Raw genomic sequence first — 23637 nt, forward strand, 5'->3', positions numbered from 1 at the left:
GGGGGGGGGGGGGGGGGGGCGGGCCCCCCCCCCCCCCCCCCCCCCCCCCCCCCAAACCAGACTCACTCGCAGACCAGGGCTTTTGGTAGCAATGCGTGAGCGCAAGAAGCGCCCACGCATCACATCACATCAACGAACCACACCACCACTCAACACCATCGGCGTGGTCTGCAGCGGTTCGTTGGCCGAGCGCGAGAGCTGCAGTTCGTAGCGGCCTTCGGCGATCTTCCACTGCTTGTCGGCCGTGTCGAAACTGGCCAGCGCCTTGGGTTCGGCTTCGATGCGGATCCGGCGCGATTCGCCCGGCTGCAGCGTGACCTTCTGGAAACCGATCAGGCGAATCGGCGTCGTGCTGCCTTCGGGCAGCTTCAGGTACAGCTGCGCCACGTCCGCACCGGCCACCTTGCCGGTGTTGCGGATGTCGACCGTGGCCACCAGGCGCTGGCCCATCGCCGTGTAGCTCAGGTTCTCGTACTGGAACTGCGTGTAGGACAGCCCGTGGCCGAACGCGAACTGCGGCACCAGGCCCTTCGCCGCGAACCACTTGTAGCCGACGTTGGCACCTTCGATGTTGTAATCGATCGTGTCGTCCGGCTTCTGCTTCGGATTGAAGCCCAGGCCGTTCACGTGCGGGCGCGGCAGCTGGCTGGCGTCCACCGGCCAGGTGACCGGCAGGCGGCCGGAGGGATTGACCTTGCCGGTCAGCAGTGCCGCGATGCCTTCACCGCCGCGGATGCCCGGGTACCACGCCTGCAGTACCGCCGGCACCTGCTGCAGCCACGGCAGTTCCACCGGGCCGTTGGTTTCCAGCACCACCACCGTCTTCGGGTTGGCCTTGGCCACCCCGGCGATCAGCGCGTCCTGCTTGTCGGGCAACTGCATGTGCGGCAGATCGACCGATTCGGCCGACCACTGCGTCGCGAACACGATCGCCACGTCCGCAGCCGCTGCAGCGCGCGCGGCGGCGGCCACGTCACGGCCGTCCAGGTACTCGATCGTCGCGTCGGGGCGCTCGGCACGCAGTGCCTCCAGCGGCGACGACGGGTGGAAGATCACCGGGCCCGGCCAGGTCGTCGGCAGCACGCCCGGCACCGCATTGGTGCCCTTTGCCGTCCAGCCCACCATCGACGAACCACCGCCACCGATCACACCCTTGTCCGCATGCCCACCGATGATCACGATGCGCTGCACGTCCTTGCCCAGCGGCAGCAGATCACCGGCGTTGCGCAGCAGCACGCTGCCCTCTTCCACTGTGCGCTGCGCGGCCAGGAAGCCGGCTTCATCGTCGATCGGCACGTGCTGCGGCGGCAGGTCGAAGTTGCCGTGCGCGAACATCGTGCGCAGGATGCGCGCCACCATGTCGTTCAGCCGTGCCTGCGGCACCGTGCCACCGGCCACGGCCAGGCGCAGCGGTTCATCGAAGAACACCGCCTTGTCGAACACCTCGCCTGCCGACTGCTGGTCCAGGCCGGCCAGGGCCGCCTTCGAACCGCTGTGCACGCCGCCCCAGTCGGACATCACGAAGCCGGGGAACTTCCATTCCTGCTTGAGCACCTGGTTCATCAGGTAATCGTGCTCGCAGCCGTAGATGCCGTTGATGCGGTTGTACGAACACATCACCGAACCGGGCTTGCCCGCGTCCAGCGCGATCTCGAACGCCAGCAGATCCGACTCGCGCATTGCCTGCTCGCCGATCTCCGCGCTGTGGAAATTGCGCGAGGTTTCCATGTCGTTGAGCGCGAAGTGCTTCATCGTCGAAATCACGTGCTGGCTCTGCACGCCGCGGATCGATTCGCCCACCAGGCGACCGGCCAGCACCGGGTCTTCGCCGGCATATTCGAAGTTGCGGCCGTTGCGCGGGTCGCGCTGCAGGTTCACGCTGCCGGCCAGCAGGATGTTGAAGCGCTGCTGCCAAGCCTCGCGGCCCATCGTCGCGCCGCCCGCAAAGGCGATATCCGGATTCCAGCTCGACGCGGTCGCCGGGCCCGACGGCATCGCCGTGGCATGGTCGCCCTTGCGAATCCCACCCGGGTTGGTCACGCCCACGCCGGCATCGGCCGACTGCTGCGACGGAATGCCCAGTCGCGCCACGCCAGGCACGAAACCGGCCGAACCGACCGCGCCTTCCGGCAACGGCCCGCCGTCCTTGCCCAGCCCGAAGTAGCTGTGCAGCATCTGGAATTTCTCGTCCACCGTCATGCGCGCTACCAGCAGCTTGGCGCGCGCGTCGGCGTTCAGGCCGGTGTCCATCCACGGCGTCTCGCCGCCCGTCGGTGCGGTGTAGCCCAGGGTCAGCAACTGGCCGGCAATGCTCGCATCGTCGGTCAGGCGCAGCTTGACCGCCTTGCTGCTGGCCGCCTCGAAGCCTTGGCTGTAACCGGCACCCTTGGCCACCGGCGCGAACCCGGCGGCCGTGGCGGTGGCCGCGTCCGTGCCCAACAGCACGGCGGGTGCACCCAGCCGCGAGCTGTCCACCAGCGCCTTGACCGGTACGCTGTCGGCACCGCTGGCGCGCGTATACAGCGCCACCACGTTGCGCCCGTCATTGAGGCGCAGGTAGTTCAGGCCCGGTGCTTCCACGCCCGACTCGGCTTCCACCGGCAGCCGCGACAGCACGATGCTGCCACGCTGCTCGGCTGCCGCCGGATCGGCGCTGACGAAGCGATAGGTGTAGCCCAGCTGGTCGGCCAGTGCCGCCAGCGGGTCCGGCGCATGCGCGGTGTCCGAGGTGTCGGCCGGTCGGGTCACGTTGCCGATGGTCAGCGCATCCACGTCCAGCGCCTGCAGCTGCGCGGCGACGTCCTTGGCGTCCAGGTAATCGGGCGCCTTCTCCAGGCTCAGCACGGTGAAGGCGGCGCCACCGGCGACGGGGGCGGCGGCCAGCGCGGAGGCCGACAGCGACAGAGCGATGGCGGCCGTCAGGGCCAGGGGCTTTGTAATCGTTTTCATAAGCGGGCGAAACACCTTTGCTGACGCAGAAAATCCAGGGAGTCTTGCCGCAGAAGGGTGCAGCGCCGTCATGGCGGATGCCGGCGCGTTTCCGCACTCGGCATCGGGAACTACACAAGTGCGGCAGCTACGACCAGGCCCCTCCGCCCGTCGCTACAGCCACCCCACCTGCAGGGCGCCGTCACCGGCACCCATCCTGTGAAGAGTCGTCCACCGCGTTCATCCGTGTCAACAGCGCGTTCAGGTTCAGAACTCGGGGAGTGCTGCCTATCGAACAGCCCAGATGCATAGAAACGTTTGCCTTGCGGACAACGTTTTAACCTTTAAGGTGTATATTCATTCTGACCACGGACGGACGCGATGCTCACGTCGCCCCCTCACGCCCGGACCGGTGCATCGCCAGGTGGCACCACCCGACGCCCCGATGGAGTTTGGGAAAAGCAGACGCCTGAGTATCCGCTGTCACAGGTCAAACAGGTTGTGCGGCAACTGGGAGCCCGTGTTTTCGGATTCAAGGCAGTGGCTGGCATGGCTGCAATGGAACTGGCTCCGCATCAAGCAGTAAAGGCGATTCTGGCCCTGCAGCCTGATCAGTTCTTCAAATCCATGACGGCCAAGAACGACCCAACACACACCCTTTGGCAAGACGTCTATCACGGACCTACTGAAAACGGGCTGGCCTACATCAAGTTCATGCTCTGGTTTCCCCCTGCTGCATCCAGCACTGCAATCAGCCCCTCTCCCAAGCTCGTTATTTCATTCAAGAAGTTATGACCATGACGACTGAACATGACTGCCCCACTCTCGCCCCCGGTCAATGCCCGGCATGCGGCGCGACCGGTTCATTGGTTGCCTTCATCGGCACGCTGCCCCTTGCCAGCGGCGGTCGGTTGATCGAGGTCACCCACCTGGTCGGTGAGCGCTGTGAGCGCTGCGAAGAAAGATTTCTGGATGACGCCAGCCAGGCCCGCTATCTGGCTGCCGCAGATGATCTGGTGTACCAGGTCCGATTGGACGCCGGCGCGGAACTGCGGCGGGTGCGTCGAAAGCTGCGCCTGAGTCAGCATGAGGCCGCGGCCATCGCAGGGGGCGGCCCCAATGCATTTTCCCGATATGAAACGGGCAAGGCGCAGCCGGTGGCGGCGGTATTCAACCTTTTCCACCTCCTTGATCGCCATCCGGACCTGCTCGGAGAGATCCGGGAGGCAACCGCCCGCTTTCAACTCAAGGTCAAGCCGGCGCTCAAAGGCACCTGATCCGGCTTGATCACCTCGGTCTCGGCCGCCGCCACCGGCCGTCCGTCGGCGTCGCGCGGGAGCAGCGGCGCCAATGGCCGCCCGTCAGCGATCACCTGCAGGTGCGAACGCGGTTCAGCCGGGTCGAACAGGTAGCCCTCGCCCCACTGACGCAGCGCCACCACCAGCGGGAACAGCGCCTGGCCCTGCGCGGTGAGCACATAGTCGTGATACCGGCTGCCATCGGCGGCCGCCTGCTGGGTCAGCACATTGGCATCCTGCAGCGCCTGCAGGCGCTGGCTGAGCATGCTGCGCGACATTCCCAGGCCGCGCTGGAAATCACTGAAGCGGCGCACGCCATCGAACGCGTCGCGCACGATCAGCAGCGACCAGCGATCACCAATCAGGTCCAGCGCGCGCGCCACCGGGCAGGTCTGGTTGAGGTCTTCACTCATGGGGGGTCTCCTTTTGTAGTTTCATTTTAGAACCAAACGGCGCAGACTCAATTGGTTCTATTTTGAGACCATCAATGTCCACCTCGCTCCCCCTTCCCCGCCTCGCCTCCTCGCTGCTGATCCTGTTCGCCTGTGCCGCCGGACTCAGCGTGGCCAACGTCTATTACGCCCAGCCGCTGCTCGATGCCCTGGCCGCCGACCTGCACATCGGCGTGGCCTGGATCGGCGCGGTCATCGCGGCCACCCAGCTCGGCTCGGTAGCGGCGCTGCTGTGGCTGGTTCCGCTGGGCGACCGGAGGGAGCGGCGGCGGTTGATGCTGCTGCAGACCCTTGCCCTGGTGCTGGCGCTGCTGTGCGTGGCAGCTGCGGGCTCGGCGCTGGGCTTGCTGCTGGCCATGCTCGCGGTCGGCCTGCTCGGGACCGCGATGACGCAGGGGCTGATCGCCTACGCCGCCGCCGTCGCCGCGCCGCATGAGCGCGGCCGCGTGGTCGGTGTTGCGCAGGCCGGTGTGGTGGCCGGCCTGCTGCTGGCGCGGGTGGTCGCCGGTGGCGTCGCCGACCTGGGTGGGTGGCGTGCGGTCTACCTGCTTTCCGCCGCCCTCATGGTGGCGACCGGCGTACTGCTGTGGCGGCACCTGCCAAGGCTGCCGATGCCGACGGCATCGTCCCGGGTATCGCTGCCTGCCCTGCTGCGCCACAGCCCGGTGCTGCGCCGGCGCGGCATGCTGGGGCTGTTGATGTTCACCGCCTTCGGCCTGTTCTGGAGCAGCATGGCCTTGCCCTTGAGTGCGCCGCCCTTCCAGTTCGGGCATGCCGCGATCGGTGCGTTCGCGCTGGTCGGCCTGCTCGGCGCGCTGGCCGCCGCACGCAGCGGGCACTGGAGCGACCGCGGGCACGCCGACCGGGTGTCGCTGGGCGCCTTGCTGCTGTTGCTGTTGAGCTGGTGGCCACTGTCGGCGCTGCACGCCGGGGTGGGCTGGCTGGTGCTGGGGGTGCTGCTGCTCGACCTGGCCGTGCAGGCCCTGCATGTCACCAACCAGAGCCTGATCCTGGCCGCCGCGCCCGCACAGGCGCAGGCACAGGCGATCGCGGCCTACATGCTGTTCTATGCCGCCGGCAGCGGGTTGGGCGCGCTGGCGGGAAGCGCCCTGTATGCCGCCCACGGGTGGCCTGCGGTGTGTTGGGCGGGGGCGATGGTGTCGGCGCTGGCGTTGGGGGTGGGGATTGCTATTAGCAATTTTGCTAATAGCGGGTAGCATGTCGTTCTCAGCCCTTGATATTTCCGCTGCCGATACTGCCTGCCATGCACCGGTTCCCTGCCCGCTTCCCGCTGTTCCAGCCCGCCCAGGCGGTGCGCTGATGGCCGCCGTCATGGCCCTGGAGCAGCTGCTGGAAAGCCGCCAGGTCTGGCGCGGGCAACCGCGCGGAGCCCCGGCGGAACTGGCGACCCACCCCACCGGGCACCCCGCGCTGGATGCGCGCCTGCCCGGCGGTGGCTGGCCGCCGGCGGCGCTGTCGGAGGTGCTGCTGGCCGCGCCCGGCCAGGGCGAGCTGGCGCTGGTCTGGCCGACCCTGGCCCGGCTGAGCCAGCTGCGGCAGACCGTGGTACTGATCGCTCCCCCGCACCTGCCGCACGCCCCCGCCTGGGCCGGGGCCGGCGTGTCGCTGGGCCAGCTGCAGGTGGTGCATGCCACGCCGCGCGAGGCACTGTGGGCGGCCGAACAATGCATGCGCTCGGCCGCCTGTGCCGCCGTGCTGTGCTGGCCCGGGCATGCCGACGACCGCGCCCTGCGCCGGCTGCAGGTGGCGGCCGAAACCGGGCAGTGCCTGGGCCTGGCCTTCCGCGACGCCCGCCAGGCACGCAATCCCTCCCCCGCGCCGCTGCGCCTGCAGCTGGACGCCGGCCAGGTGCGGGTGCTCAAGTGTCGTGGCGGGCAGGCACCGGCGCAGCCGCTGCCGCTGGCTCTGGCACATTGAGGCGCCGCCATGCAGTGGGCCTGCCTGTTGCTGCCTCAACTGGCGCTGGACGCCGCCCTGCGCCAGCAGCCGGATCCGCGCGCGCCGCTGGTGCTGGTCACCGGCCCCGCGCAGCGCCGTGTGCTGCACGCGGTCAGCCCGGCCGCCCGCCAGCTCGGCCTGCGCCGCGGCATGCTGCTGTCGGCCGCGCAGGTGCTGACCCGCGACATGCTCACGGTGGATTACGACCCGCGCGCCGAACAGGACACCCGCCAGCTGCTGGCCAGCTGGCTGTACGGCATCAGCTCGCAGGTGAGCCTGGCATTTCCGCATGCGCTGGCCCTGGAAATCGGCGCCAGCCGCGCGTTGTTCGGTGACTGGCCGGCGATCGAACGGCGCCTGCGCGAAGGATTGAAGGAGCTCGGTTTCCGCCACCGCCTGGTCGCCGCGCCGAACCCGCATGCGGCCTGGGTGTTGACCCGCGTGCATGCGCAGCTGGGTGTGGATGCGGATGGGCTGGAGGCGGCGCTGGCGCAGATCCCGATCGACCGCAGCGGGTTGCCGGCCGAGGCCGTCACGGTATTGGTCCGTTCCGGGCTGCGTACGCTGGGCAGCGCCTTTGCATTGCCGCGCGACAGCCTGGCCCGGCGCTTTCCCGCGCAGGTACTGAGCCACCTGGATGCGCTGCGCGGCATCGGCACCCTCACGCCGCTGCAGTATTTCCGCCCCCCGGACCGGTTCGATGCGCGCATCGAGTTCGAGTACGAGATCGAATCGACCCAGGCGCTGCTGTTCCCGTTGCGCCGGCTGACCGCCGACCTGGCCGCGTTCCTGTGCTCGCGCGATGGCGGCGCGCAGCAGTTCGACCTGTGGTTCGAGCACGACCAGCATCCGGATACCCGACTGACCGTTGGCCTGCTCGCCCCCGAACGCGATGCGGCGATGCTGTTCGAACTGGCGCGCAACCGCGTCGACCACCTGCGCCTGCCCGCCGGCAGCCGGGGCCTGCGCCTGCAGGCCGAGCACCTGCCGCCGTTCGTGCCGGCCGCGCGTGACCTGTTCGACCCGCGTCCGCAGCAGGCGATGCCGTGGGAACAGCTGCGCGAACGCCTGCGCGCCCGGCTTGGCGACGATGCCGTGCAGGGCGTGGGGCTGCGCGCCGAACATCGCCCCGAACGCGCCACCGGCCCCGCCGCCCCGGCGAGCAAAGCCCCACCGCCCTTGCTGCCGCTGCGCCCCGGCTGGCTGCTGGCCCATCCCCAGCCGCTGTACGACCCGGACCTGCGCATTCTGTCGGGCCCGGAGCGGATCGAATCGGGCTGGTGGGACGAGGACGATGTGCGCCGCGATTACTACGTGGTGGAAACCGGCCTCGGCCAGCGCGGCTGGGCCTACACCGCCGCCGGGGCGCGGCATGGGCCGTTCATGCTGCACGGCTGGTTCGCATGAATAGCGCCCTGCCCGACTATGCCGAACTGCATTGCCTGTCGGCCTTCAGTTTCCAGCGCGGTGCCTCCATCGCCGAGGAGCTGTTCGCGCGTGCGAAGGAACAGGGCTACCAGGCCCTGGCGATCACCGACGAATGTTCGCTGGCCGGCATCGTGCGCGCCTGGCAGGCCGCTAAGAAACACGAACTCGCCTTGATCACCGGTGCCGAGTTCCAGGTCGAAGACGGCCCCAAGCTGGTGCTGCTGTGTACCGACCAGGCCGCCTATGCCGGCTTGTGCCAGCTGATCACCACCTGCCGCCGGCGAGCGCCCAAGGGCGAATACCGCTGCCTGCGCGAGGACTTCGATGCCCTGCCCGACAGCCTGCTGTGTTTGTGGCCGGCGCGTTCGCCCAGCGCGGCCGATGCGGCCTGGCTGCACGCGCGCTTCCCGCACCGGCTGTGGCTGGCGGTGGAGCTGCACCGCGACGCCGACGACGTGGAGCGGCTGGAATCGCTGCTGGAATTCGGCTACACCCACGACCTGCCGCTGGTGGCCAGCGGCGATGTGCACATGCACGTGCGCCGCCGCCGCGCGCTGCAGGACACGCTCACCGCGATCCGCCAGCACTGCACCATCGCCGATGCCGGCTGGCACCTGTTTCCCAATGGCGAACGCCACCTGCGCACCCGCCAGGCGCTGGCCGCGCTGTACCCGGCCGAGCTGCTGGAGGAAACCCTGCGCGTGGCCGAGCGCTGCCGGTTCGATCTTTCCCAGCTGCAGTACACCTACCCGCGCGAGCTGGTGCCCGAGGGCCATGACCCGGCCAGCTGGCTGCGGGTGCTGGTGGAAGACGGCATGCGCTGGCGCTGGCCGGACGGGGCCAGCGCCACCCAGCGCAGGCAGATCGAACACGAGCTCGGGCTGATCCACACCAAGCAGTACGAGTCCTACTTCCTTACCGTGCACGACATCGTGCGCTTCGCCCGCAGCCAGCAGATCCTGTGCCAGGGCCGCGGTTCGGCGGCCAACTCCTCGGTCTGTTTCGTGCTGGGCGTGACCGAGATCGACCCCAGCCACATGGAACTGCTGTTCGAGCGCTTCATTTCCGCCGAGCGCGACGAACCGCCGGACATCGACATCGATTTCGAACACGAACGCCGCGAGGAAGTGCTGCAGTACGTGTTCAACCGCTATGGCCGCGAACGCGCCGCGCTCACCGCCGTGGCGATCAGCTATCGCGGCCGCAGCGCGGTGCGCGATGTGGCCCGCGTACTCGGCCTGCCGCCGGACCAGGTCAACGAACTGGCCGCCTGCCTGGACCGCTGGAGCAGCCATGAGCCGCTGCCCGAGGCCCTGCGCGAACGCGGCTTCGACCCGGACACGCCGCTGATGCGGCGGGTGGTGGCGCTGACCGCCGAACTGGTCGATTTCCCGCGCCACCTGTCCCAGCATCCCGGCGGGTTCGTGATCTCCGAGCACCCGCTGTCCACGCTGGTGCCGGTCGAGAACGCGGCCATGGCCGACCGCACCGTGATCCAGTGGGACAAGGACGACCTGGATGCCACCGGCTTGATGAAGGTCGACTGCCTGGCGCTGGGCATGCTCACCGCCGTACGCAAATGCCTGGCGATGCTGGAGGCACGCGGGGTGCGCGGCCAGGACGGACGCGTGCTGGCCATGGCGTCCCTGCCGGCCGATGACACGCCCACCTACGACATGATCTGCCGCGCCGATACGCTGGGCGTGTTCCAGATCGAATCGCGCGCGCAGATGGCCATGCTGCCGCGCATGCAGCCGCGCTGCTTCTACGACCTGGTGATCGAAGTGGCGATCGTGCGGCCCGGGCCGATCCAGGGCGACATGGTCCACCCCTACCTCAACCGGCGAAAGCGGCTCAAGGAAGAAGGGATCGAAGAAATCGACTACCCGCCCGAACTGGAAAAGGTGTTCAAGCGCACCCTGGGCGTGCCGCTGTTCCAGGAACAGGTGATGCAGCTGGCGGTGGCCGCGGCCGGCTTCAGCCCGGGCGAAGCCGATGCGTTGCGCCGTTCGATGGCGGCGTGGAAGCGCCACGGCGGGCTGGAGCCGCACCGCGACAAGCTGCTGGCCGGCATGGCGGAGCGCGGCTACAGCCGCGAATACGGCGAGCGCCTGTTCGAGCAGATCAAGGGCTTCGGCAGTTATGGCTTCCCCGAAAGCCACGCGGCCAGCTTCGCGCTGATCACCTACGTGAGCTGCTGGCTGAAGTGCCACCACCCGTCCGCGTTCGCGGCCAGCCTGATCAACAGCCAGCCGCTGGGCTTCTACACCCCCGACCAGATCCTGCAGGACGCGCGCCGCCATGGCGTCCCGGTGCTGCCGGTGGATGTGCGCCACAGCGACTGGGACTGCACGCTGGTGACGGCCACGCAGGCCGATGCCCTGCCGGGCATCCGGCTCGGCCTGCGCATGATCGACGGCTTCAGCGAAGCGGTGGCCAACGAGGTGATGCAGGCCCGCGCACGGCAGGCCTTCGACAGCGTGGCCGATCTCAGCCAACGCGCGCGGCTGGACCGCCGCCACCAGGGACTGCTGGCCGACGCCGGCGCGCTCAAGGGGTTGAGCGGGCACCGCCACCGCGCGCGCTGGGATGTGTCGGGCGTGGAAAAGCCGCTGCCGCTGTTCGACACCGTCCGCGCCACCGCCGACCCGGTCGTGGCACTGCCGGCGCCGAGCGCGTTCGAGGACATGCAGGCCGACTACAACAGCACCGGCACCACCCTGGGCCAGCACATGGTGTCGTTCATCCGCGCCGAGCTGCAGGCGCGCCGCTGCCAGCGTTCCGACGAACTGGCGCAGCTGCCGCACGGGCGCAGCGTGCGCTTTGCCGGGCTGGTGCGCATGCGCCAGCGCCCGCAGACCGCGAGCGGGGTGACCTTCCTGACCCTGGAAGACGAAAGCGGCATGGTCAACGCGGTGGTCTGGCGCAAGACCGCCGACCGCCAGCACCGCGTGCTGGTGGAGGCGCAGCTGATGCAGATCGATGGCCGGCTGGAACGGGTGGATGGCGTGCAGCACCTGATCGTGCAGCGCATGCACAACCTCGATGCGCTCATCGACGGCGTGCGCACCCACAGCAGAGACTTCCATTGATCCACCGGCCACGTAGAGCGGGGCTCTGCCCCGCTGCTGTGGCCGCAACCCGCCATCTGCCCCGCTGCCACGCTGTGACCGATTTCACGCTGGCGACAGATACAGACTTTTCCGACTGGTGCCGCGAACACCGCTTCGGCTATCGTCGCTGCCATCCAAGGATCCGGAGCCGGTCATGTCGCGCGCACTCACCCTCACCACCCTGGCCGTGTCCAGCCTCGCACTGCTCGTGTCGGGCTATACCGCCGTGCGGCTGCATCAGAGCCAGTCCGACCAGCGCGTCATCACCGCCCGCGGCCTGATCATCCAGGACGGCAGCGGCCAGGCCCGGGTCATCCTCGGTGCGCCGCTGCCCGATCCGCTCAGCAAGGGGGTCTCGCAGGGCCCGCGTGCCTCGCCCTTGTCGGGCGTCGCACTGCTCGGTGCAGACGGCTCCGAGCGTGGCAGCTATGGCACCGCCGATGTGGGCGACGAAGCCACGCTGACCCTCGACGACGCCAACGGCACCACCGAAGTATTCAAGATCACCGCCAACCCCGACCGCGGCGCCACCCTGGTGATCAAGCACCAGAACAACACCGGCGCCATGCTCACCTCCTGGCAGGGCAAGCCCGAGCTGATCTTCCTCAACGACAACGGGCAGTCGCATTACATACGGCCAGGGACGGCTGCGGCGCCCTGACGGTGGGCGGCTTCGTTCTGGTTTAGACGCCGGTTGGGCGATGGGAGCCGCATTGCATTGGCCTTGGATGCTTGTGCCGCGCTGCGCGCGGTTGACACGCATGGCGTGTCACTACGAATTGTTACGGGCCCATTGGGATTGGATCAATCCACCATGCGGCAGCGACCGTTACGCGTCGGCGTGCGAAAATGCGTGCCGCGATTGTTCTGGAACATGCCATGTCCATCGTCTCCTCCTCCTGGCCGCAGGCCACCACCGTTGAGGATTTCCGTCGCAACCTGGACGCGGTGCAGGCGCGCATTGCCGCGGCGTGCGCACGCGCCGGGCGCGACCCGGCCGGGGTGCGGCTGCTGCCGGTCAGCAAGACCGTGGACGAGGCCCGCCTGCGTCTTGCGGTGGCCGCCGGGTGCACCACGCTGGGCGAGAACAAGGTGCAGGAAGCCAAGGGCAAGGCCGAGGCGATGGCCGATCTGGGCATCCAGTGGTCGGTGATTGGCCACCTGCAGACCAACAAGGCCCGCGACGTGGCCCGCTTCGCCAGCGAGTTCCAGGCGCTGGACAGCCTGCGCGTGGCGCAGGCACTGGACCAGCGGCTGGCACAGGAAAACCGCACGCTGGATGTATTCGTGCAGGTCAACACCTCTGGCGAAGCAAGCAAGTACGGTCTTGACCCGATCGAGGTGGCCGATTTCATCCAGCAGCTGCCGGCATTCACCCACCTGCGTGTGCGCGGGCTGATGACGCTGGCGCTGTTCTCTGCTGATCCCGAGCAGGTACGGCCGTGTTTTGTGCGGCTGCGCGAGCTGCGTGATCGCCTGCGCCCGACCCTGCCGGCAGGCATCCAGCTGGACGAGTTGTCGATGGGTATGTCCGGCGATTTCGAAATCGCCATCGAGGAAGGCGCCACCGTGGTCCGGGTGGGCCAGGCGATCTTCGGTGCGCGCACGACGCCTGACAGCCAGTATTGGCCGACGCCGGTTGGTTGATCCGGATCCGCGAAGCCACCCATGGGGTGGCTCTACCGCGGAATTGCCGTAGAGCCACTCCATGGGTGGCTGCGCAATACCGCATCGCGCCCTCACCCCCACGGCGCTACCAGCGTCTTCATATGCCGCGCATGCTCCACCGCCTGCGCATGCAACCACTCACGAAACGCCAGGAACCCCTGATGCGTTGACGAGCGCGGCGGATACACCAACCAATGCGACCAGCGCGTCTTCAGGCGCTGCGGCGACAACGCGATCAACTGCCCCGAATCCAGCAGCAGCCGCGCCCGCGTCACCCGCCCCAGCGCCACGCCGAATCCATCCAGCGCCGCACGGTGGTGCGCTTCGGAATCATTGAGCATTGCCACATACCGCGGCGGCGCCGTATCGCCGATCAACGCGAACCAGCGGTGCCATTCCCCGTCGGGATCGCCCAGCAGCGGCCACTGCGACAACGGCCGCGCGCCCACCCCGCCCATCCGTTCCACCAGCGAAGGACTCGCCATCGGCATCAGCCACTCGTCGAACAGCGGCTCGGCATGCAGCCCAGTCCACTGCCCGGCCCCGACCCGCAACGCGGCATCCACCTGCAGTTGCCGCTCGAAATCGGTCAGGCGCTCGCTGGACTCCAGGTTGAACTCGATCTGTGGCTGCGCGGCGACGAACGAACCCAGGCGCGGCACCAACCAGTTGGACGCCATCGACGGCAGCGCACTCACTGTGAGCACCCGGTCATGCCGCGCACCGAACGGCTGCAGCGCCTGTGCGATGGCATCCAGATGCGGCCCCACCTGCTCCAGCAGGCGCTGCCCCTCCGGCGTCACCCGCACCCCGCGTGGCTGCCGCTGCAACAACGCATAGCCCAGGCGTTGCTCCAGCTGGCGCATCTGGTGGCTGAGCGCGCTGACCGTCAGGTTCAGTGATTCGGCCGCACGGGTGAGGTTGCCCATGCGGGCGGCGACCACGAAATTCTGCAGCGGCTGAAGGGGGATGCGGGACATGGCGACTTGAATCCAATTCAAGTGAGGGTTGTGAAACTATCGCTTTTTCGTCGCCCATCCTGCCCCTATCGTCAATTCCACTCAAGTGGAGGACGGTCATGAACATCTACGCTGACTTGTTGTTCCTGCAGGGTCATATCGCCGATGCAGGGTTGGCGCGGCGGCTGGTGGAGCCGGTGGAGGAGGTGTTGGAGAGGGGTGTGCCGGTAGGTGGTGAAGCAGCCACCCAACAGAATCATGCCCCGTGCCCATGCGGTGAGTCCTAGGCGCGTGGCGACGCGTTCATCGGATGGGCGCACGCCGCTCATGGGGCGCGGGGTGGCTCTACCGGTTCAGTGTGCAGACGGAGACAGGTGCAGACACGGCGCGGCCGTTTCCTGACGTCAGGGAGCCGGGCTGGATTCGGGCAGCAGCCGTGGTCGCCCCTCGTACCATTCGCGGGCGCCGGCCAGGTGCCAGCTGCACTTGCCGCCGTCCATCTCGATGCCGGCGCCGAGCAGCCCCCAGCGCAGGTACAGGTCGCCGCGGCGCTGCGCCTGCTCCATATCGAGCCGCGCGCGCAGCGACAACCGCGCGTTCTCGGCCGTCAGGTCGTCCACCACCAGGTGTTCACGGCGCCAGCGCAGTTGCCCGCTGGCCTGCACCTCGCCCGAATCCAGCAGGCCCAGCACCCAGCGCGGGTATTCGCTGCGCTGTGCGAACACGCCCAGCAGCGGCCCGGCATCGCGCAGCCGCAGGTCGGCACGCGCGTCCACCTGGAACGGCGCCTGTGCATCGATATGCCCGCTGCGCACGGTCGCCTCGCCCCACCAGCCCGCCTTGGCCGTGTCATCGCCCACCTGCACGTTGCGCAGGCTGAAGGTGGTGCCCCCCAGATCGAACTGGCGGCTGTCGAAGTCGGCGCGCTGCACGCGTGCTTTTACCTGTGCGTCGCCACGCAGGGCCATGCCGGCTACCTGCATGCGAGCGCCGGTGCCGCGCAGGTCTGCCCGCCCCTGCCCGACCTGCCCGGCGCTATCCAGCGTGACGTCGCCACTGAGCAGCCCGGTGCCGCCCAGCAGCCGCATGTTGTCATTGCCCACGTAGCGGTTGTACGCGGTGAGGTCGGGCACCCGTGCATTGTCGAAATGCAGGCGCGCGCGCATGCCATCGCGCAGCTGCTGCAACCGCGCGTCTCCGCGCAGGGTCAGCGCCATCGCCTTGCCATCGAACAGCAGCGCCTTGGGTGCATCCGTCGGCGCGGCACGGAACTGGGGAATATCGACCTGCAGCTCGGCCTGTGGCGGCGCCCCGTCGACGATTCGTCCGACCGCCCGCGCCTCGCCCAGCATGCGCACGCCGGCCACCTCGGCCACCGCGGCAACCTTCGGCACATTCAACGTGCTGCCCGGCGCCAGTTGCCCGTCGGCGATGCGCAGGTCGCCCTCCAGCAGGCCACCGCCATCCAGGTGGAACCACGGCTTGCGCACGAACAGGTCCGAAATCCAGTTCAACGACTCGAACTTCCACGCGCCACGCACCTGGCCTGACAGGCGCGGCAGCAGCTCGGCCGGTGCGTCGAACGGAATCCTGCGCCCGGTCACGCGCAGGTCGGCGTGCAGTTCGCTGCCCGTCTCCGGGTCGCGTGGCAGCCGCGCCTGCACGCGCATGTCCTGCGCCACGTCCAGCTGCAGCGACAGCAGGCCACGGTCCGGGGCGTGCACGCCGGCATGCACCGGCACCCGCCAGACCACCCGGCTGCCGGGCTGCAGCACGCCGCGGTCCATCACCACGTCGGCCTTCAGCCGCGCTTCGGCCGGCATGCTGCCCACCTTGACGTGCGGGCCGGCAGTATCGATGTTGATCGCCTGGCTGCGCGCATCCACCTGCAGCTGCGCCCAGAGAATGCCGAACTTGCGCAGGCCCGGCGCGTCGTCGCGATAATGGCGCGGATAATGGAAGCGCGCGGACAGATGCGCGTCGTCGAGCAGCTTGACCCCGTCGTAGCTGACCGTGGCCTGCTCGAAACCGGCGGTGGAATCGAACAGCTCCGACGGCCCGCCGCGCAACTGCTTGAGGAAACCGACGGTACCGCTGCCCTGCCCGACCACCAGCAGCTTGCCGAAGCGCCCGCTACGGATGCTGTCGCTGTGGATCGCATCGAAGCGCAGGGTCCAGCCGCGATCGCTGCGTGGCGGCGGCGGAATTGCCTGCTCGACACGCTCCACTTCCGATTCCACGCCGCTGGCGTCGATCCGCGGAATGCGTACTTCGCGCCGGAACAGCGCCGTCAGCGAGATCCAGGCGCTGGCCCGGTCCGCACGGAAGATGTAGACGGTGCGGTTGGCCTGCCCGCGCATGCGGATGTTCCAGACCACCGCATGGCCCGGCAACAGGGTGAGGGCCGCGCCGGTCTGCATCGTGAACTTTTCAGGTTTGCGGTTGGTGACCGCATCGAACAACGGCGTGTTGAGAAACACGTTGCCGGCCACCAGGTACAGCGCGTACAGCGCCAGCAGTGCAAGCAACGCCACGCGCCATGGCCGGGGCCAGCGCCGGACGCGCTCGGGAATCAGGGGCATGGAGGTCTGCAACGAAGCGGAATGACGCCGCCACTATCGACAATTGCTCGCCTTGGCCGCGTGAACGGGGTTGCGGCATGCTATCCCGGTGCTTCAGCCACGCATGGCGTGGCTCTACCCTGCGCGGCGCTCCGGGTCCCACGCGGTCGGCTGCCACAGCTCCAGCTTGTTGCCATCCGGGTCGAGTATCCAGGCGAAGGACCCGTTCTCGTGCGTCTCCGGTCCGCTGACGATGGTCACCTCGGCCTGGCGCAGGTTCGCCAGCAACGCCTCCAGATCATCCACCCGGTAATTGATCATGAAAGGCGCATCGCTGGGACTGAACCACTGGCTGTCGGGCTCGGCCAGGGACCATACCGTCAGCCCACCGTCGTTGGCGGTGTCGTCGGGCCAGCGCAGCACCGCACCCCCGAAGTCCTCCAGCGACATGCCCAGATGCTGCTGGTACCACGCGGCCAACGCGGCCCGGTCGCCGCGACTCTTGAAGAAGACCCCACCGATTCCGGTCACCTTTGCCATCGCGATCTCCCTACGTGCGTGATGCCCCGGCGGGCCGCCGCAGGCTGGACCTGGCCGATCGTATGCCCTTGGACGCACAAATGAAAACGGCAGGCCGGTTGCCCGGCCTGCCGTTGACGGCTCAATGCAGCAGCGCGATCAGAAGCGGAACTCACCGCCGAGGCTGAAGGTGTCCACGTCCACGTCCACGCCATTGAAATCGGCCTGGCGGCGGTCGTAGTTCAGGCTCAGGCCCCAACGGCGGTTGAAGTCGTAGCCGACGTTCACGCCGTAGTACGGCTTGGTCGAGCTTTCGTCGTCGATCACGTCAAAGTCGTCTTCGCGCACCTGCGCGGTCATGCGCGCGATGCCGGCGCGGGCGCCGACGAAGAAACCGGTGTTGTCGGCGCCGAAGTTCTTCTTCGCCACCAGACCCACGCCGATCGAGACCAGGTCCAGCTGCTCGTCGTAGCCCAGGTCCTTGTTGTACAGCGAGCCGACATGGCCTTCAACGCCGATGTTCGGCGTGAACCAGTAGCCACCGCCGAGCACGGCAGCGGTATCCGACTCGCTGGCACGGTAGCCACCCACGCGGACTTCGGTGTCGCTGCTGCCCAGCTCGCCGCGGACAAAGGCGTGGCCGGCCATGGCATCGGTCGACAGGGTGGCCAGCGCGATGGCGGCGGCCAGAGTCACGTACTTCTTCATTCAGATCCTTCCAAAAGTGGTCTGCCCGTCTGGGCGGCGCCACTTTGCCGCGCATTCATGTAGATGTCAATTTTATGTTAATCCGACCTTCACGCCTCGAAGGATGCCTGCGACGCCACTGGACATGGGGCTGACTTATCGTTTATCAATAAATAGACGGCCATTGGCGGCCGTCCATTCCGGAGGCACCGTGGCACGCAGTACCGACCGACCCTCCCCGTCGGGCGACATCACCCAGTTCACCCACATCGCCATCCGCGCCGTCATGGCGGTGTGCTGGATCGGCATCCTGGCCGCGCTCTGCGCCCTGCCCGTGGTGTATTTCGACCGCAGCTGGCTGCTGCAGGCCGCCGCGGTCGATCCCCCGCACGCACAGGCCACACACTTGTTCACCCACTTCGCGCTGGGCCTGCTGGCGATCATCGTGCTGCTGACCATCGGCCTGGTGTTCCTGCGCCATCTGGCGCGCTTCGTCCGCGCCGTCCTGGGGGGCCACCCCTTCGCCCACGGTCATGCCGTACGCCTGCGCCGCATGGCCTGGCTGATGCTGGGCATGGAACTGCTGTCCATCGCGATCGGCCTGCATGCCAGCTGGATGGGGCCAGGCTTTGCATGGATGGAGGTGGGCGGCGGCATGTCCATCACCGGCCTCATCGCCGTGCTGATGCTGTTCGTGATGGCGCGCGTGTTCGATGCGGGTGCCGCGATGCGCGACGACCTCGACGGCCTGGTCTGATGGCGGTGGTCATCACCCTGGACCAGATGCTGCTCAAGCGCGGCATGACCCTGTCCGAGCTGGCCACGCGGGTGGACATCACCCTGGCCAATCTGTCGATCCTCAAGACCGGCAAGGCCAAGGCCATCCGCTTCTCCACGCTGGATGCCATCTGCCGCGAACTGAAGTGCCAACCCGGCGACCTGCTGGCGCACGACCCTGGTGAGGATGACCTGTAATGGACTGGCTGGCTGACCCCAACATCTGGATGGGGCTTGCAACCCTGGTGGTGCTCGAAATCGTCCTGGGCATCGACAACCTGGTGTTCATTGCGATCCTGGCCGACAAGCTGCCCCCGCATCAGCGCGACCGCGCCCGGTTGATCGGCCTGGGGCTGGCCCTGCTGATGCGGCTGGTGCTGCTGGCCGCGCTGGCCTGGATCATGAAGCTCACCGAGCCACTGCTGGCTCTGCTCGGCCACAGCTTCTCGGGACGCGACCTCATCCTGCTCGGCGGCGGCCTGTTCCTGCTGTTCAAGGGCACCATGGAGCTGCACGAGCGCCTGGAAGGCCGCGAGCACAACGACGGCGGGGCCAAGGTCTACGCCGGTTTCGCCACCGTGGTGGCGCAGATCGTGGTGCTCGATGCGGTGTTCTCGCTCGATTCGGTGATCACCGCCGTCGGCATGGTCGACAACCTCGGCGTGATGTACGCCGCGGTGACGATTGCGATGGCGGTGATGATGCTGGCCAGCAAGCCGCTCACCCGCTTCGTCAACCGCCACCCCACGGTGGTGGTGCTGTGCCTGGGCTTCCTGCTGATGATCGGCTTCAGCCTGGTGGCCGAAGGCCTGGGCTTCAAGATTCCCAAGGGCTACCTGTACGCGGCGATCGCCTTCTCGATCCTGGTGGAAGCATTCAACCAGTGGGTGCGCTTCAATCGCGAGCGCAATGAACAGCGCCTGCCGTTCCGCCAGCGCACCGCCGACGCCGTGCTGCGCCTGCTCGGCGCCTCCCGGGCGCAGCAGCGCGATGGCGATGAAGCGCACGGCGCGGGCACCGACGAAGAGCGCCTGGAACCGGCCGAGCAGGACATGATCCGCAGCGTGCTCGGTCTGGCCGACCGCCCGGTGTCCAGCGTCATGACCGTGCGTGCCGATGTGGAATGGATCGACCTCAGCCGCGGCCCGGAACATGCGATGGAACGCCTGGTGGCGTCGCCGCACACGCGCCTGCTGGTCGCCGAACGCGATCTGGACCAGGTGCTGGGCATTGTGCAGAGCCGCGACCTGTTGGCCGGCGTGCTGCAGGGCAAGCCCTTGCAGCTGCGCGAAAGCCTGCGCGCGCCCGCCTACGTGATGTCCAGTGCGAGCGTGCTGCAGGCGCTGGAGATCATCCGCGAGCACCCGGTGCCCGTGGCGGTCGCCGTCGACGAATACGGCTCGGTCGAAGGTCTGGTCACCGCCAACGACCTGCTGGCGGCGATCGCCGGCGACCTGGCCGACACCCAGGATGCGCGCTACGGCATCGAGGCGATCAGCGACGGCAGGTGGGACGCCGACGGCGCGCTCACCCTGGACGATCTGCAGCGGCTGGCAGGCATCGCGCTGCCGCGCCAGCGCGGCTACCAGACGCTGGCCGGGCTGGTGCTGCAGCACTTGGATCGCCTGCCGGTCGAAGGCGATGCGGTCGAGCACGCCGGTTACCGGCTGGAGGTGCAGGCCATGGACCGCCGACGGATCACCCGGCTGCGGGTCCACGCGATGCCATGACGCGGTCTTACTGCGGGGGCAGCTTGGCCACGACCTTGAACTCCACGTCGAAGCCGCTCAGCCAGGTTACGCCCACCGCGGTCAGCGTCGGGTGCGGCGCATCGCCCCAGTACTCCGGCACGATCGCCCAGACCCGCTCCAGGATGCGGTCGGGGTCGATCATGAAGACCGTCACATCGACCACGTCGGCGAAGGTGCACCCGGCCGCGGCGAGCACCGCGTTGAGGTTCTCGAACAGGCGGTGCACCTGCGCCTCGAGCCCGGGTTCCGGCGAGCCGTCCTCGCGGCTGCCGACCTGGCCGGACACGAACAGCAGGCCGTTGGCGCGCACGGCCGGGGAATAGCGGTAGCGCTGGTACAGGTCCTGCCGGCCGGCGGGAAAAACGACGTCGCGGGTGGTCATTGCAGTCTCCAGGGGCCGGTGGCCCAGTGATGTGATGTCGTCACGGTAAGCGCCGCACCGGCCCTTGATAAACGACCACGACTGACCATCACTGTTTGTAGAATCCAAACAATTCCCCGCAGGAGCGCAGATGGACCGGTTCGATGCCATGCAGGCCTTCGCCCGGGTCGTGGAGACCGGCAGCTTCACCAGGGCCGCGCAGACCCTGCACATGAGCCGTACCACCGTGACCCAGCTGGTGCAGCAGTTGGAGGCACGGCTGCGCGTGCGCCTGCTCAACCGCACCACGCGCCAGGTCAATGTCACGGCCGACGGCGCGGCCTACTACGAACACGTGGCCCGCCTGCTGGCCGCGCTGGATGACGCCGAGACCAGTCTGTCCAGCTTCGCCGCCAGCCCACGCGGCCGGCTGCGGGTGGATGTGCCGGCGCCGCTGGCGCGCTTCCTGCTGGTACCTGCCCTGCCCGATTTCCACGCGCAGTACCCGGACATCCAGCTCGACCTGGGGGTCAGCGACCGCAACGTGGATCTGATCGACGAGAACGTGGACTGCGTGATCCGCGGCGGCGTGATTGCCGACACCTCGCTGGTCGCGCGTCACATCGGCGACCTGCAGGCCGGCCTCTATGCCGCGCCGCTGTACCTGGACACCGTGGGCCTGCCTGACCATCCCAAGGCACTGGAGGCACCGCCGCATCGCATCGTCGGCTACCGCGGCTCGCGCCGCGCGGGCGCGATGCCGTACACGCTGCATCGCGGCGTGGAAACGCTCACCGTCAACGGCCACCATGTGCTGGCCGTCGACGACGGCAACGCCTACCTCGCCGCCGGCGTCGCCGGCCTGGGCGTGTTGTGGCTGCCCGACTACGTGGCCGCCGCGCATGCGCAGCGCGGTGAACTGGTGCGCGTACTTACCGACTGGCAGGTGGCGCCCATGCCATTGCACATCGCGTTCCGCCCCAACCGCCACGTCAGCGCCAAGCTGCGCGTGTTCGTCGATTGGGTGGCAGCGCTGATGGCCGGGCATGTACCGGTGATCGGGCGTCCCTGATCGCCGATCGGGCCAGCGCGGGATTATGTTCATGCGCATGACAGGTATTATCTTTTCCCGCAAGTGCATTTTGCGTTCCCATCCCCCACTGGCGGGGCGAATTCTGCTCGGTTAATCTCGCCGGGTTCCGGACATTTCCGGGACGGATCCTGGGGGGGGATCTGCCAGTCGCGGAGCGGCTGGTTTGGTACGGCCATGCATGGCGGACTCTCCTGGGCAACTATTACCCAGGGGGGAAATCTTTGATGAAGCGTTTCGCTTTTCGGCGTTGGTGTGTGGGTGTGGCCCTGATGGCCGGGTTGACCGGCTGCGTCAGCTTGCCACCGCAACAGGCGTACAACCGCGACGCCACGCCGCCGATCAAGACCATTGTCGTGCTGCCCACCCGCCCGTTCGAAACGGACGTGCTGATGATGAATCACCCCGGCGCCAATTTCGGTTTGATTGGTGGATTGATCGCGGCCGGCGACATGTCGAGCAAGCGCGGCCGCCTGCAAGCCGCTTTCACTGCAGCCAGCTTCGATCCCGGGCTGTACTTCAAGGAAAGTCTCACCCAGCGGATGGCCGAACGGGGCTACACCCTGGTGTGGCCCACCCACTTGATCGAGGCCAAGGGCGCCGGTACCGACCGCGGCGCGTTCGGACTGCGCAAGGGCTACGCGAGCAGCCCACAGGGCGATGCACAGTTGGACATCAGCCTCAACTTCGTCGGCTACGCCGCCGCTGGCGCCGGTGACAACGCTCCGTACCGGCCCATGTTCAGCGTCGCCGCACGGCTGATCAGTCCCGACGGCAAGCAGAATTACTTCACCGACTTCGTGGTGTACAACAACGTGCTCAACCAGCCCAAGGTGATCACACTGGAACCGGAGGTGCGCCGCTTCGCCTATGCGGATTTCGACGCGCTTGAGGCCGCTGGTGCCGAAACGGTGGAAGGCATGAAGCTCGCCATCGACCGCACCAGTGATGCACTGGTGCGCCAACTGTGAGCCGCCTTTCCATCCTGCTCCTGCTGGCGCTCGTCGCCAGCGGGCTGTCCGGGTGCGGCCGCCAGGTGTACCGGGCGGCGGTGCCCAACACCACCCTGAACTGCGTGAGCGGACTGGATGCGGTCTCCAGTCGTCCGCTGACCTACCTGGCGCCCAAGGAAGACGCGCTGGACCGACGCATGGAGTTCGCCGAGGTCGCAGCCTGCGTCACACTCGACGGCACGGCGCTGCCCGTAGCCCTTTACCGCCTGGATGCGCTCGAAGGGCCAACGGAGATCGATATCCGGGTACTGCTTTCCGAAGGCGGCACCTTCGCTGCCAGCGCCGAGCTGCTCGATGCCGGCTTCCAGCCGGTGAAGCACCACGGCTTCACCGACTTTGTCCGTCGTACCAACGAATACTCGCTGTCGGTATTCGTGGATCCAGCACGGCCGCAGGCGCCCCGCTACCTGCTGCTGCGTCCAGATGCCGCAGTCGTGGGCCAGGATGATCGGTCCATTACCTCGCAATCGTCGGCGTTCATGCTGCCCGGGGGCGGCGCCTACCGGTTTGGCAAGGAGACTACCCGCTCGCGTCCACTGATCGGCGCAGGCCAGCTCCAGGTCGTCGCCTACCGCGCTCGCCGCGCGGCATTCGAGAACGATGGAACCGCCCGCTAGCGTAGAGCCACCCCGTGGGTGGCTGCTCTTCGTTTCGGCACCGCGACAGCCACGCAGGGCGTGGCTCTACCGGTCGGCGACACCGCGGTCTGCGGCGTGCGTCGCGGTGCGGCGCGGCAGCGGCGCGATCACCAGCGCGTCGCCGGTGCATGCATCCACGTCGCGATAGAGCGCGGTGCGGCCGTTGCGGAACTGCAGGCGCAGGTCGAAACGGCAGCCGGTATCGGCCAGACGCACGGTGGTGGCGTCGCCGCCGCCGGCCAGCGTGTCAATCGGGCGCGGTTCGAACGTCGTTCCGCCGGCGGGGGCCACCGCGACGGCCACCACGCTGTCATGCGCACGGTTGATCAGGGAGAGGTAGCGCGCCTCTCCCGCTTGGGCGGTGGCGGCAGACAGCAGCGCGGCGATCAGGGCGGTACGGATCAGGGTCATGGCAACGGCTCCGGCGGTTGAGGT

23 protein-coding genes are annotated in these 23637 nt (G+C 68.0%); 15 read left to right on the forward strand and 8 right to left on the reverse strand.

Annotated features, from left to right (window positions below):
* Nucleotides 1–129: 129 nt before the first annotated feature.
* Nucleotides 130–2949, reverse strand: a complete 2820-nt coding sequence (locus tag ACOZHM_RS02125) for a beta-glucosidase family protein (protein ID WP_421567296.1) — start codon at nucleotides 2947–2949, stop codon at nucleotides 130–132.
* A gap of 360 nt (nucleotides 2950–3309) precedes the next feature.
* Between ACOZHM_RS02125 and ACOZHM_RS02130 the strand changes: the two genes are divergently transcribed.
* A complete protein-coding gene (locus tag ACOZHM_RS02130; RefSeq protein WP_421567297.1) occupies nucleotides 3310–3723 on the forward strand; it encodes a type II toxin-antitoxin system MqsR family toxin in 414 nt (137 codons plus the stop codon).
* Between the two features lie 2 nt (nucleotides 3724–3725).
* The gene (locus tag ACOZHM_RS02135; RefSeq protein WP_421567298.1) at nucleotides 3726–4205 is read left to right on the forward strand and encodes a type II TA system antitoxin MqsA family protein; all 480 of its coding nucleotides are present in this window, start codon (nucleotides 3726–3728) and stop codon (nucleotides 4203–4205) included.
* On the opposite strand, the gene ACOZHM_RS02140 is transcribed toward ACOZHM_RS02135, so the two are convergent.
* On the reverse strand, nucleotides 4169–4639 hold the full coding sequence (locus tag ACOZHM_RS02140) for a winged helix-turn-helix transcriptional regulator (RefSeq protein WP_421567299.1): 471 nt from the start codon (nucleotides 4637–4639) through the stop codon (nucleotides 4169–4171). The two genes, ACOZHM_RS02135 and ACOZHM_RS02140, sit on opposite strands and share 37 nt — an antisense overlap.
* Nucleotides 4640–4713: 74 nt before the next feature.
* Between ACOZHM_RS02140 and ACOZHM_RS02145 the strand changes: the two genes are divergently transcribed.
* The 6 genes from ACOZHM_RS02145 (at nucleotide 4714) to ACOZHM_RS02170 (ending at nucleotide 12825) form a co-directional block, all read left to right on the forward strand.
* Nucleotides 4714–5895: an MFS transporter gene (locus tag ACOZHM_RS02145; protein WP_421567300.1), complete on the forward strand. Its 1182-nt coding sequence runs from the start codon at nucleotides 4714–4716 to the stop codon at nucleotides 5893–5895.
* 103 nt (nucleotides 5896–5998) lie between these two features.
* On the forward strand, nucleotides 5999–6616 hold the full coding sequence (gene imuA, locus ACOZHM_RS02150; protein ID WP_421567301.1) for a translesion DNA synthesis-associated protein ImuA: 618 nt from the start codon (nucleotides 5999–6001) through the stop codon (nucleotides 6614–6616).
* 9 nt (nucleotides 6617–6625) lie between these two features.
* Nucleotides 6626–8044, forward strand: a complete 1419-nt coding sequence (locus ACOZHM_RS02155) for a Y-family DNA polymerase (protein WP_421567302.1) — start codon at nucleotides 6626–6628, stop codon at nucleotides 8042–8044.
* A complete protein-coding gene (locus tag ACOZHM_RS02160; protein WP_421567303.1) occupies nucleotides 8041–11157 on the forward strand; it encodes an error-prone DNA polymerase in 3117 nt (1038 codons plus the stop codon). The genes ACOZHM_RS02155 and ACOZHM_RS02160 overlap by 4 nt, the downstream gene beginning before the upstream one ends.
* Nucleotides 11158–11332: 175 nt before the next feature.
* On the forward strand, nucleotides 11333–11839 hold the full coding sequence (locus tag ACOZHM_RS02165; protein ID WP_421567304.1) for a hypothetical protein: 507 nt from the start codon (nucleotides 11333–11335) through the stop codon (nucleotides 11837–11839).
* A 218-nt stretch (nucleotides 11840–12057) separates the two neighbouring features.
* Nucleotides 12058–12825, forward strand: a complete 768-nt coding sequence (locus ACOZHM_RS02170) for a YggS family pyridoxal phosphate-dependent enzyme (RefSeq protein WP_421567305.1) — start codon at nucleotides 12058–12060, stop codon at nucleotides 12823–12825.
* A gap of 92 nt (nucleotides 12826–12917) precedes the next feature.
* On the opposite strand, the gene ACOZHM_RS02175 is transcribed toward ACOZHM_RS02170, so the two are convergent.
* Nucleotides 12918–13826: a LysR substrate-binding domain-containing protein gene (locus tag ACOZHM_RS02175; RefSeq protein WP_421567306.1), complete on the reverse strand. Its 909-nt coding sequence runs from the start codon at nucleotides 13824–13826 to the stop codon at nucleotides 12918–12920.
* A 98-nt stretch (nucleotides 13827–13924) separates the two neighbouring features.
* On the opposite strand from ACOZHM_RS02175, the gene ACOZHM_RS02180 reads away from it, so the two are divergent.
* On the forward strand, nucleotides 13925–14092 hold the full coding sequence (locus ACOZHM_RS02180; RefSeq protein WP_421567307.1) for a hypothetical protein: 168 nt from the start codon (nucleotides 13925–13927) through the stop codon (nucleotides 14090–14092).
* 117 nt (nucleotides 14093–14209) lie between these two features.
* On the opposite strand, the gene ACOZHM_RS02185 is transcribed toward ACOZHM_RS02180, so the two are convergent.
* From ACOZHM_RS02185 to ACOZHM_RS02195, 3 genes are all read right to left on the reverse strand, one after another.
* Entirely contained in the window at nucleotides 14210–16387 is a 2178-nt protein-coding gene (locus ACOZHM_RS02185; protein ID WP_421567308.1) for a hypothetical protein, read from the reverse strand.
* Nucleotides 16388–16501: 114 nt separating this feature from the next.
* The gene (locus tag ACOZHM_RS02190) at nucleotides 16502–16906 is read right to left on the reverse strand and encodes a VOC family protein (protein ID WP_421567309.1); all 405 of its coding nucleotides are present in this window, start codon (nucleotides 16904–16906) and stop codon (nucleotides 16502–16504) included.
* A 138-nt stretch (nucleotides 16907–17044) separates the two neighbouring features.
* Nucleotides 17045–17593 carry an acyloxyacyl hydrolase gene (locus tag ACOZHM_RS02195; protein WP_421567310.1) on the reverse strand — a complete coding sequence of 183 codons (549 nt, stop codon included), beginning with the start codon at nucleotides 17591–17593 and terminating at the stop codon, nucleotides 17045–17047.
* 271 nt (nucleotides 17594–17864) lie between these two features.
* On the opposite strand from ACOZHM_RS02195, the gene ACOZHM_RS02200 reads away from it, so the two are divergent.
* The 3 genes from ACOZHM_RS02200 to ACOZHM_RS02210 are packed head-to-tail and all read left to right on the forward strand — an operon-like array spanning nucleotide 17865 to nucleotide 20079.
* On the forward strand, nucleotides 17865–18329 hold the full coding sequence (locus ACOZHM_RS02200) for a DUF2975 domain-containing protein (protein ID WP_421567477.1): 465 nt from the start codon (nucleotides 17865–17867) through the stop codon (nucleotides 18327–18329).
* A complete protein-coding gene (locus ACOZHM_RS02205; protein WP_421567311.1) occupies nucleotides 18329–18547 on the forward strand; it encodes a helix-turn-helix domain-containing protein in 219 nt (72 codons plus the stop codon). The genes ACOZHM_RS02200 and ACOZHM_RS02205 overlap by 1 nt, the downstream gene beginning before the upstream one ends.
* Nucleotides 18547–20079 carry a TerC family protein gene (locus ACOZHM_RS02210; protein WP_421567312.1) on the forward strand — a complete coding sequence of 511 codons (1533 nt, stop codon included), beginning with the start codon at nucleotides 18547–18549 and terminating at the stop codon, nucleotides 20077–20079. The genes ACOZHM_RS02205 and ACOZHM_RS02210 overlap by 1 nt, the downstream gene beginning before the upstream one ends.
* 7 nt (nucleotides 20080–20086) lie before the next feature.
* On the opposite strand, the gene ACOZHM_RS02215 is transcribed toward ACOZHM_RS02210, so the two are convergent.
* Nucleotides 20087–20482, reverse strand: coding sequence for a RidA family protein (locus ACOZHM_RS02215; RefSeq protein WP_421567313.1), 396 nt, complete (start codon nucleotides 20480–20482; stop codon nucleotides 20087–20089).
* A gap of 130 nt (nucleotides 20483–20612) precedes the next feature.
* On the opposite strand from ACOZHM_RS02215, the gene ACOZHM_RS02220 reads away from it, so the two are divergent.
* The 3 genes from ACOZHM_RS02220 (at nucleotide 20613) to ACOZHM_RS02230 (ending at nucleotide 23181) form a co-directional block, all read left to right on the forward strand.
* A complete protein-coding gene (locus ACOZHM_RS02220; RefSeq protein ID WP_421567314.1) occupies nucleotides 20613–21533 on the forward strand; it encodes a LysR substrate-binding domain-containing protein in 921 nt (306 codons plus the stop codon).
* 245 nt (nucleotides 21534–21778) lie between these two features.
* Nucleotides 21779–22522: a hypothetical protein gene (locus tag ACOZHM_RS02225; RefSeq protein WP_421567315.1), complete on the forward strand. Its 744-nt coding sequence runs from the start codon at nucleotides 21779–21781 to the stop codon at nucleotides 22520–22522.
* On the forward strand, nucleotides 22519–23181 hold the full coding sequence (locus ACOZHM_RS02230; RefSeq protein WP_421567316.1) for a hypothetical protein: 663 nt from the start codon (nucleotides 22519–22521) through the stop codon (nucleotides 23179–23181). Before ACOZHM_RS02225 ends, ACOZHM_RS02230 begins: the two co-directional genes overlap by 4 nt.
* A 66-nt stretch (nucleotides 23182–23247) precedes the next feature.
* On the opposite strand, the gene ACOZHM_RS02235 is transcribed toward ACOZHM_RS02230, so the two are convergent.
* Nucleotides 23248–23613, reverse strand: a complete 366-nt coding sequence (locus ACOZHM_RS02235; protein WP_421567317.1) for a hypothetical protein — start codon at nucleotides 23611–23613, stop codon at nucleotides 23248–23250.
* Between the last annotated feature and the right edge of the window lie 24 nt (nucleotides 23614–23637).

It is taken from the genome of Stenotrophomonas sp. PD6 (genome assembly GCF_049199305.1).
Lineage (GTDB): Bacteria > Pseudomonadota > Gammaproteobacteria > Xanthomonadales > Xanthomonadaceae > Stenotrophomonas.